Annotated in this window: 8 protein-coding genes; 2 read left to right on the forward strand and 6 right to left on the reverse strand. The window is 74.0% G+C overall.

What is annotated here, in order from left to right:
* The 6 genes from ACSNOH_RS30185 to ACSNOH_RS30210 all read right to left on the reverse strand — a co-directional run.
* The coding region (locus ACSNOH_RS30185) for a cell division protein PerM (RefSeq protein ID WP_436724624.1) at positions 1-457 on the reverse strand (457 nt) is incomplete at its 3' end.
* A 220-nt stretch (positions 458-677) separates the two neighbouring features.
* Positions 678-1,562: a succinate--CoA ligase subunit alpha gene (gene sucD, locus ACSNOH_RS30190; protein ID WP_436724625.1), complete on the reverse strand. Its 885-nt coding sequence runs from the start codon at positions 1,560-1,562 to the stop codon at positions 678-680.
* A 20-nt stretch (positions 1,563-1,582) separates the two neighbouring features.
* Complete coding sequence (gene sucC, locus ACSNOH_RS30195; RefSeq protein WP_436724626.1) at positions 1,583-2,761, reverse strand: ADP-forming succinate--CoA ligase subunit beta; 1,179 nt, start codon at positions 2,759-2,761, stop codon at positions 1,583-1,585.
* A gap of 258 nt (positions 2,762-3,019) precedes the next feature.
* On the reverse strand, positions 3,020-4,219 hold the full coding sequence (locus ACSNOH_RS30200; RefSeq protein ID WP_436724627.1) for a VWA domain-containing protein: 1,200 nt from the start codon (positions 4,217-4,219) through the stop codon (positions 3,020-3,022).
* The gene (locus tag ACSNOH_RS30205; RefSeq protein ID WP_436724628.1) at positions 4,216-6,477 is read right to left on the reverse strand and encodes a DUF5682 family protein; all 2,262 of its coding nucleotides are present in this window, start codon (positions 6,475-6,477) and stop codon (positions 4,216-4,218) included. Before ACSNOH_RS30205 ends, ACSNOH_RS30200 begins: the two co-directional genes overlap by 4 nt.
* A complete protein-coding gene (locus ACSNOH_RS30210; protein WP_436724629.1) occupies positions 6,474-7,562 on the reverse strand; it encodes an ATP-binding protein in 1,089 nt (362 codons plus the stop codon). The genes ACSNOH_RS30205 and ACSNOH_RS30210 overlap by 4 nt, the downstream gene beginning before the upstream one ends.
* A 117-nt stretch (positions 7,563-7,679) precedes the next feature.
* Here ACSNOH_RS30210 and ACSNOH_RS30215 point away from each other — a divergent pair, with 117 nt between their 5' ends.
* Positions 7,680-8,660 carry a hypothetical protein gene (locus ACSNOH_RS30215; RefSeq protein ID WP_436724630.1) on the forward strand — a complete coding sequence of 327 codons (981 nt, stop codon included), beginning with the start codon at positions 7,680-7,682 and terminating at the stop codon, positions 8,658-8,660.
* Positions 8,661-8,718: 58 nt separating this feature from the next.
* The coding region (locus tag ACSNOH_RS30220; RefSeq protein ID WP_436724631.1) for a DUF5691 domain-containing protein at positions 8,719-10,030 on the forward strand (1,312 nt) is incomplete at its 3' end.

Consider the following 10,030-nt stretch of genomic DNA (forward strand, 5'->3'; position numbering starts at 1 on the left):
GGGCGGGCCCGGGGGCGGCGGCCGGCTCCTCCTCGGCGAGGAGCATGACGTCCGGGTACGGGGTGAGGTCCGCTTCGTGCCCCGCCTCGTCTTCGTCCGCCTCGTCCGGCGGGTCCAGGGCGTGCCGCGCGGCGCGGTAGAGCAGCCAGCAGGGCAGGGCGGTCAGCAGCATCGGCGTGAGGCCGATCGGGGCGGGCGCCCCGGTGAGGGTGTCCGTGCGGACGAGGTCGGCGCCGTGCGCGAGCAGCCACAGGGCGGCGGCGGTGCGCAGGGCCTCGCCCGCGCCGCCGTCCGGGTACGGCGAGGTGATCCACAGCAGCAGGACGACCACGGCCAGCGCGCCGAGCCCCAGGCCGGCGGCGATCGCCCCGCCGACGAACACCGTGCCCGCGGGCGGCGGCGCGGCGGGCGGGCCGGGCGCGGGCAACGGCGGGCTGTGCTCGGCATCTTGGGTCACATGGTCATGCTGCCAAGAACACGCCTTTCGTTCGGGTAGCGGGTAAATGACCGTCGTGTCGCTTTTAATACGCGGATAACCCTATTTCCCGGGAAACGGGCGCGGGATTCCTGGGAAACGAGCGCCGGTTTCCCGGGAAGCCGGCGCGGGATTTCCCGGAAACGGGCACGGGCCCGCACCCCTCGCGGGGTGCGGGCCCGTGCTTGCGGAACCGTCAGGCTCAGGCGCCCAGCGCGGCGCGCGCGAGGCGGGCCGTCTCGGACGGGGTCTTGCCGACCTTCACACCGGCGGCCTCCAGGGCCTCCTTCTTCGCCTGGGCGGTGCCGGACGAACCGGAGACGATGGCGCCGGCGTGGCCCATGGTCTTGCCCTCGGGCGCGGTGAAGCCCGCCACGTAGCCGACGACCGGCTTGGTGACGTTGGCCTTGATGAAGTCCGCGGCACGCTCCTCGGCGTCGCCGCCGATCTCGCCGATCATCACGATCAGCTCGGTCTCCGGGTCGGCCTCGAACGCGGCGAGCGCGTCGATGTGCGTGGTGCCGATGACCGGGTCGCCACCGATGCCGACGGCGGAGGAGAAGCCGATGTCACGGAGCTCGTACATCATCTGGTAGGTCAGCGTGCCGGACTTGGACACGAGACCGATGCGGCCGGGCTTGGTGATGTCGCCCGGGATGATGCCGGCGTTGGACTGGCCCGGGGTGATGAGACCGGGGCAGTTCGGGCCGATGATGCGGGTCTTGTTGCCCTTCGCACCCGCGTACGCCCAGAAGGCGGCGGAGTCGTGGACGGCGATGCCCTCGGTGATCACGACGGCCAGCGGGATCTCGGCGTCGATCGCCTCGATGACGGCGGCCTTGGCGAACGCCGGCGGGACGAAGACGACGGTGACATCGGCACCGGTCTTCTCCATCGCCTCGGCGACGGAGCCGAAGACGGGCACGGAGGTGCCGTCGAAGTCGACCTCGGTGCCGGCCTTGCGCGGGTTCACGCCACCGACGATGTTGGTGCCGTCGGCCAGCATGAGCTTGGTGTGCTTCATGCCCGTGGCACCGGTCATCCCCTGGACGATGACCTTGCTGTCCTTGGTGAGGAAGATAGCCATGGTTGTGGAGTCCTCGTCCCTTACTTAGCCGCAGCCAGCTCGGCGGCCTTGTCGGCCGCGCCGTCCATGGTGTCCACGCGCTGGACCAGCGGGTGGTTGGCGTCGGACAGGATCTTGCGACCCAGCTCCGCGTTGTTGCCGTCGAGGCGCACGACCAGCGGCTTGGTGACGTCCTCGCCCTTGCTCTTGAGGAGCTCCAGGGCCTGGACGATGCCCTTGGCGACCTCGTCGCACGCGGTGATGCCACCGAAGACGTTGACGAAGACGGACTTGACGTCCGGGTCGCCGAGGATGATCTCAAGACCGTTGGCCATGACCTCGGCGGAGGCGCCGCCACCGATGTCGAGGAAGTTGGCGGGCTTGACGCCGCCGTGGTTCTCACCGGCGTAGGCGACGACGTCGAGGGTGCTCATGACGAGGCCCGCGCCGTTGCCGATGATGCCGACCTGGCCGTCGAGCTTGACGTAGTTCAGGCCCTTGGCCTTGGCGGCCGCCTCGAGGGGGTTGGCCGCGGCCTTGTCCTCGAGGGCCTCGTGCTCCGGCTGGCGGAACTCGGCGTTGGCGTCCAGGGAGACCTTGCCGTCGAGGGCGATGACGTCGCCGCTCGCGACCTTGGCCAGCGGGTTGACCTCGACGAGGAGGGCGTCCTCGGCGACGAAGGTCTTCCACAGGGTCACCATGACCTCGGCGACCTTCTCGGCGACCTCGGCCGGGAACTTCGCCTGGGCGACGATCTCGCGGGCCTTCTCGATGGTGACGCCCTCGTTGGCGTCGACCGGGACCTTCGCGAGCTTCTCGGGGGTCGTCGCGGCGACCTCCTCGATGTCCATGCCGCCGGCGACGGACGCCATGGCGAGGAAGGTGCGGTTGGTCCGGTCGAGGAGGTACGAGACGTAGTACTCCTCGAGGATCTCCGGAGCGGTCTCGGCGATCATGACCTTGTGGACCGTGTGGCCCTTGATGTCCATGCCGAGGATGTCCGTCGCGCGGGCGACGGCCTCGTCCGGGGTGGCGGCGAGCTTCACGCCACCGGCCTTGCCACGGCCACCGACCTTGACCTGGGCCTTGACGACCGACTTGCCGCCCAGCCGCTCGGTCGCCTCGCGGGCCGCCTCAGGCGTGTCAATGACTTCACCGGCCAGCACCGGTACACCGTGCTTGGCGAAGAGGTCCCTCGCCTGGTACTCGAACAGGTCCACGCGCGTCCGTCCCTTTTCCATGGATATCGCGGTTCGTTGTCTGCGCGGGCGTGCCGCAGGGCGGCGTGAGAGCGCGATCTCCGCAGGGTCCGGGGGTTGCGCCCCGGGGTAGCACGGGCGAGGGCGGCACACGTTCACCGTTGACGCGGCATGTCCGTCTCGCAGGTTATCCCCGCTGGCGGGGCGGCCCTAAATCACAGGTCACACTACGGCCGTGATTACGCTCACAGATCGCGACGGAATCCGTACGCATCCGGCCTACGGGGCGGGCGCGCCCGGGGGCCGGGCGGCCCCGTCGGGCACGGGCAGCGGACGCTTCTCCAGGGCCGCGGCCATCACCTCCGGGAAGAGGTCCGGGGTGCAGGCAAAGGCGGGCGCGCCGAGGGCGGCCAAGGCCGCCGCGTGCTCGCGGTCGTACGCCGGGGCGCCCTCGTCGGAGAGCGCGAGCAGCACGACGAACTGCACGCCGGCCGCCTTCATGGCCGCCACCCGTTCGAGCATCCCGTCCCGGATCCCGCCCTCGTAGAGATCACTGATGAGGACCACGACGGTTTCCGCCGGGCGGGTGATGCGGGACTGGCAGTAGGCGAGCGCGCGGTTGATGTCGGTGCCGCCGCCGAGCCGGGTGCCGAAGAGCACGTCGACCGGGTCGGACAGCTGGCCGGTGAGGTCGGCGACGGAGGTGTCGAAGACGACGAGCCGGGTCTCCAGCGCGCGCAGGGAGGCCAGGACGGCGCCGAAGACGGAGGCGTAGACGACGGAGGCGGCCATGGAGCCGGACTGGTCGATGCACAGGATCACCTCCTTCTTCACCGCCTGCGAAGCCCGCCCGTAGCCGATGAGCCGCTCGGGGACGACGGTCCGGTACTCCGGCAGGTAGTTCTTCAGGTTCGCCCGGATGGTGCGGTCCCAGTCGATGTCGCGGTGGCGGGGCCGGCCGGTGCGGGCCGAGCGGTCGAGGGCGCCGGTGAGGGTGGCGCGGGTGCGCGCGGCCAGGCGCTTCTCCAGGTCCGCCACGACCCTGCGGACCACGGCCCGGGCGGTGGTCCGCGTGGTCTCCGGCATCGCCTGGTGGAGGGAGAGGAGCGTGCCGGCGAGGTGGACGTCGGGCTCGGCGGCCTCCAGCATCTCCGGCTCCAGGAGCAGCGAGGCGAGGCCGAGCCGGTCGACGGCGTCGCGCTGCATCACCTGAACGACGGACGCCGGGAAATACGTGCGGATGTCCCCCAGCCAGCGGGCGACGCAGGGCGCGGAGGCGCCGAGGCCGGCCGCGCGGGGCCCGGAGCCCAGGGTGTCGTCACCGCCGTAGAGCGCGTCCAGGGCGCGGTCCATCGCGCCGTCGGCGCTGCCGAGGGCGGCGATCCCGCCGGTGGCGCCCGCCGCGGTGTCCGGGCCGAGGACGAGCCGCCAGCGGCGCAGGCGCTCGTCGGCCGGGTCGGTGGCTGTGTCCGTGGTCATCGTCGGTCTCCCCCTGTGTGTGCCGTGCCCGGGTGCGGGATGCCGAGCAGCAGGTGCATGGCCGGCAGCACCGCCGCCGCGCGTTCCTCGTCGAGACGTGTCCCGGCCCCGTGCTCGGCCGTCTCCGCTGCTCCCGGCCCGCCGCGGCGGATCTGCTCGCCGAGGGCGCGGCGCGTGCCGGGGTCGAACGCGGAGAAGGTGCGGCGCAGCAGCGGCAGCACGCCGGTGAAGGCCCCGGCCGGGACGGCGGTGAGCCAGTCGTCCACGAGGGCGAGCAGGCGCTCGTCGTGGACGAGGAGCGCGCCGCCGGATCCGCCGCTGCCGAGGAAGCCCTCGATCCAGGCGGCGGCCTCGGCCGGGGCGGTGCCGGCGGAGAGGGCGAGCCCCATGAGCCGGGCGGCCCGCTCGCCGGGCAGCAGCCCGCCGTCGAGCAGCAGCCGCGCGGCCCGCCCCCGGATCCCGCCGGGCAGCCCGTCCCGCCCGGCGAGCGCTCCGAGGACGGCGGCCCAGCGGTGCCGGAGGCCGGTGCCGGGCACCGGCTCCGGGTCGAGCAGGCCCACCGCCTGGTGGACCTGGTCCACCAGGCCCCGCATGGCCGCCGCGGCGTCGGCGCCGAGGCCCGCGCACGCCGCCGGAAGGCCCACGAAGACGCGCTCGGCAATGCCCTCGGCCACTTCCCTCAGGGCGGCGGTGTCCGTGCGGCGGACGTCGCCGTAGCGCACGGAGCGGACGAGGGCCGGGAGGGCCTCGGCGAGGTGGGCGACGTCCGTGTCGAGCGCGGCGCGGTCGGCGAGGGCGCGCATCACGGTGGGCAGGGCGCCGGGCAGGCCGGCGAGCAGGCAGTGCTCGGCGAGGGCCGTGACGTCGGCGAGCGCCGCGCTGCCGGCGGCCAGGGCTTCGGCCCTGGCGGTGGCCGCGCCGGGCACGGTCGTGCCCCAGGCGGAGGCTTCGGCGACCCGCACGGCCAGTCCGGGCTCCCAGGTCAGCCGCCAGGACTCGCGGAACGTGCCGGTCCCTGCGCGGGAGAGGACGGGCTCGCCCCAGCCGACGCCGAGGAGGCGCAGCCGGTGGAGCAGGCGGCTGCGCGCGGCGTCGGTGTCCTTGCGCAAGTCGAAGTCCCAGTCGCGGGCGTCGGCTTCGGGTTTGAGGCGCAGGCTGCGCTGGAGGCGGGCGAGGTCGCGCTGGAGGGGCGTGGCGGGGGCCGTGTCGGGAACCTCGCCGAGGACGTTCCCCACGACGAGCCGGTCCCGCACGAGGGCGAGCGGCACGTCGGAGCCGTCGCACATCACGGCCCTGACGGCGTCGGTGGTCTCGGTGAGCCCGGCGAGCGGGCGGCCGCGCAGGGCGGCGAGGGTGCCGGCGAGCCGGACGGCCTCGATGACGTGGGCGGAGGAGACGGGGAAGTCCTCGTCCCGGAGCAGCCGGGCGACCTCGGTCAGCCAGCGCTCGACCGGGCGGTCGGGGGCGTGGAAGAGGTGGCGGTACCAGCCGGGGGCGTCGATGCCGGCGCCGTAGCCGCTGCGGCGGGAGAGCCGCCGGTGGGTCCAGGGGACCCAGCTGAGCTCGGCCTTGACCTTGGGCAGGCCCTTGAGGGCCTGCCGGTCGGCGGTGACGGTCCGCTTCACCGCGAGGGCAGGCACGTGCCAGGCACCGCAGACGACGGCGATGCCGTCGCCGAACTGCCGCCGGGCGTCGCGGATCCTGAGCCGCATGTGGGCCTCGCGGAGGCGGTCCCGGTCGGATCCGTCGCCGAACGCGGACCGGAGCTCGGCCATGGCGTCGGCGACCGCGGCGAAGGAAGCGAGAGGGTCGTCCACGCCGCGGCGGTGCTCGACGGCGTCCTCCCACCACAGCTCGGGATCGTCGTGGCCGGCGGCTGCGGCGAGCACGGCCAGGGGGTCGGAGGGCGCGCCGTCGGGGGCGTCGTCCTCCCCGCCCAGCGCGAGGGTGTGCGCGGCCGGCAGGTCGATGAACCGTACGGGCACGCCGTGGGCGAGGGCCCAGCGGATCGCGACCCACTCCGGGGAGAACTCGGCGAGCGGCCAGAACGCGGCGCGGCCCGGGTCGTCCGCCGCGTGGGCGAGCAGGGCGACGGGCGGCCGCATGCCCTCCTCGTCCGCGAGGTGGACGACCGTGTCGGCCTCGGGCGGCCCCTCGATGAGCAGGGCCGCGGGCCGGCTCCGCTCCAGGGCGGCCCGCACGGCCCGTGCGGAGCCGGGGCCGTGGTGGCGGATGCCCAGCAGGACGGGGCCGCTCACGCGGACACCTCGCGGCAGGCGCGGTAGAAGTCCTTCCAGCCGTCGCGCTCGCGGACGACGGTCTCCAGGTACTCCTGCCAGATAAGCCGGTCCGCGGCCGGGTCACGGACGACGGCGCCGAGGATCCCGGCGGCGACGTCGCCCGCGCGCAGCACGCCGTCGCCGAAGTGGGCGGCCAGAGCGAGACCGCCGGTGACGACGGAGATCGCCTCGGCCGTGGAGAGCGTGCCCGACGGCGACTTGAGCTTCGTGCGGCCATCAGCCGTGACGCCGTCGCGCAGCTCGCGGAACACGGTCACGACGCGCCGGATCTCGTCGGCGCCGTCCGGCACGGACGGCAGGTCCAGGGAGCGGCCGATCTGGTCGACGCGCCGGGAGACGATGTCGACCTCGTCCTCGGGCGTGGCGGGCAGCGGCAGGACGACGGTGTTGAACCGGCGGCGCAGGGCACTGGAGAGGTCGTTGACGCCGCGGTCCCGGTCGTTGGCGGTGGCGATCAGGTTGAAGCCGCGCACGGCCTGCACCTCCTCGCCCAGCTCCGGGACGGGCAGCGCCTTCTCGGACAGAATGGTGATCAGAGCGTCCTGCACGTCGGCCGGGATACGGGTGAGCTCCTCGACCCGCGCGATCCGGCCGCCGGCCATGGCGCGCATGACGGGCCCGGGCACGAGCGCCTCGCGACTGGGACCGTGGGCCAGCAGCCGCGCGTAGTCCCACCCGTAGCGGATGGCTTCCTCCGGGGTGCCGGCCGTGCCCTGGACGAGGAGGGTGGAGTCGCCGCTGACGGCGGCGGCCAGGTGCTCGGAGACCCAGGTCTTGGCGGTGCCGGGCACGCCGAGCAGGAGCAGGGCGCGGTCGGTGGCCAGCGTGGTGACGGCGACTTCGACGACACGGCGCGGGCCCACGTACTTGGGCGTGATCACGGTGCCGTCGGGCAGGGTGCCGCCGAGCAGATAAGTGGCGACGGCCCACGGCGAGAGCCGCCAGCGCTCGGGGCGGGGCCGGTCGTCGGCGGCCGCGAGGGCCTTCAGCTCCTCGGCGAAGGCGTGCTCCGCATGCGGTCGCAGGACGTCGGTTCCGGTCACAAGTCCCCCTCGGTGTGCGGTTCCGGGATGCGTGGAACACCCTGCACCACCCCACTGACAACGGGCCGGACCCGCAGGTCGGAGCGATTGTCAGTGGGTGCCCCTACCGTTCGTGGCATGAATCCGCAGGGGGAACGGCAGTCGGCGGAAGCGGTGCCGGGCGCGGGGGCGCGCCCGGGCGAGGCGACCCGGCGAAGAGGGGAGCGCCGGGCCGCGCGGATCACCGCGGGCGTCACGGAGTTGGAGCAGCGGCTCATGGACGCCCTGCGCACCGGGCTCGCGGCCGGGCACGACCAGTGGGAGGAAACGACGGCCCGCATGGTAGACGCCCAGGCACCGGGACTGGCCTCACGCGTAAGGGAATTGAGCTCACTGAACGACCCGGGGCAACTACTGGAGGAGTGCGCCTTGCTGCACGCCCTCAACCAGGGCTGGCTGAATCTGGAGAAGCTGCCGGATCCGCTGGCGGCGACGGTCCGCTCACGAGTCGGCATCACGACCGACACGGCAACGCTGCTGGCGTCCGGACCACCGGTCCGCGACCACTGGCAGATCCTGGCGCAGCGGGACAGCGACGACGGCCGGCTGATCACGCGCCGCATCTGGCTCCGCGGCCGCGGTACGGGCCGGATGGCCCTGCTCCTGTCGTACGGCGCGGCAGGCAGGGAGCCGGAACTCTCCCTGCCCGTAGGCACATCCATGGACGCCGACCTGGTCTACTACCCCGGCGCCCGCCCGCTGCGCGCCGCGCTCGGCACATGCCACGCACCGCCCACGGACATCTCAGGCCCGCCGCCGGGCGTCAGCATAGGAACAGCCCTCTCCGCGTACGGCGAGGCTCTGAGCGGGGATCCGTGGCTGGAGGCGTGGCCGGTCATCGTCGAAGGCGCGATCCCGGTCCCCCCGCTCTCGGAGACCGACGACTGGCAACTCACCGATACGGAGGGCAAATCCGCACTCCCGGTCATAGGCGCCAGCCGAGGAATGTGGCAACTGACATCGATATCGGGCGGCCGCCCGCTCACGGTCTTCATCGAATACGGACACAGGGGCGCCGTCCCCTTGGCCACGTGGGCGCCGGAGCCGGTGGCGCTGTGAACACCGGGGGCGCCGGACCACGCCCCCGGCCCACCGACCACCGAAAGGGCAAGCGCACATGAAGCACACGTGGAACGAACTCGTCACCGCAGCCCTGCTGGGCACGGCAAGGCGCACACCACCCGTAGCCCCCCGAAACGAACAAACCCCGGCCGCAGCCCTGCTGGACGCAGCCGCAGTAGAGACCGTACGGAGACGCGCCGGCGCACGGCCGGCCCCGGCGCGGGCCCGCCCGGAGCCGGCGCCCGAGGACGCACGGCCGCCGCTGCCCCCCGCGGCCCGGCGCCGACTGGCCCAGCTGCTGGCCGACCGCACCGGCGGCGGCCGCCGCAACGCCGCCCCGGACCTCACGGAACTGCTCCCCCAGTGGCTGGCCGCCGCCAACCGCCACGGCTACCAGGCACCGCCGGCCCTGCTGCCCGCCCTGCTGGACGCGGCCCGGGCGCGTACGGACCTGCGTCCGGAGGCACTCGTGCTCGGCGGCCCCGGCGCACGGTGGCTGGCCGGACTCAACCCGCAGTGGAAGTACGCACTGCGAACGGGCCCTGCCACGGCCCCGACCACCGCAGGACCGGCACCCACGGACACCCGCACGTGGGAGGAGGGCCTGTTCGCCGAGCGGACGGCGTTCCTCGCTTCCCTCCGGCGGAGCGATCCCGCGGCGGCCCGCGAGCTGCTGGCACAGGCGTGGGAGACGGAGCGGGCGGAGGACCGCCTGATGTTCCTGGACGTGCTGCGCGAGGGCCTGTCCCCCGCGGACGAGCCGTTCCTGGAGCGCGCCCTGTCCGACCGGAGCCGCAACGTCCGGGCGACCGCGGCGGAGCTGCTGTCCGCGCTGCCGGGCTCGGCGCTCGCGGCCCGGATGGCGGAGCGGGCCCGCAGCTGCGTGGCGCTGGACCGCACCGGCGAGGGCGAGGGCCCACACATCACGGTGGAGGCGCCGCACGAGTGCGACAAGGAAATGGAGCGCGACGGCGTCGCAGCGAAGCCCCCGTCCGGGCGCGGCGAGCGCTCATGGTGGCTGGCCCAGATCGTGGAGGCGGCCCCGCTGACCACCTGGCGCGAGCGGTTCGGCGGCCGGAGCCCGGCGGAGATCGTGGCGCTGCCGGTCACCGACGGCTGGCAGCCGGAGCTGCACGCCGCCTGGTGCCGGGCCGCGGTCCGGCAGCGGGATGCGGAGTGGGCCCGCGCGCTGCTCGGCCCGGCGTCGGAACCGCCCGCGGCGGAGGGCTCCTCGTGGCTGGATCCGGCGAAGCTGCTGACGGCGCTGCCGGCGGACGAGCGGGCGGAGTGGGTCGCGCGGTTCGTCTCGGCGCACGGCTTGTCGGACGCCTTCCGGCTGCTGGGCGTGTGTGCGGTGCCGTGGGCGG

It is taken from the genome of Streptomyces sp. URMC 127, assembly GCF_051386535.1.
GTDB lineage: Bacteria > Actinomycetota > Actinomycetes > Streptomycetales > Streptomycetaceae > Streptomyces.

What these genes read in the sequence shown, in the direction of transcription:
- ACSNOH_RS30200 (WP_436724627.1), bottom strand. Translation starts at nt 4,219, where the DNA reads ATGACCACGGACACAGCCACCGACCCGGCCGACGAGCGCCTGCGCCGC.
- ACSNOH_RS30215 (WP_436724630.1), top strand. Translation starts at nt 7,680, where the DNA reads ATGAATCCGCAGGGGGAACGGCAGTCGGCGGAAGCGGTGCCGGGCGCG.
- sucD (WP_436724625.1), bottom strand. Translation starts at nt 1,562, where the DNA reads ATGGCTATCTTCCTCACCAAGGACAGCAAGGTCATCGTCCAGGGGATG.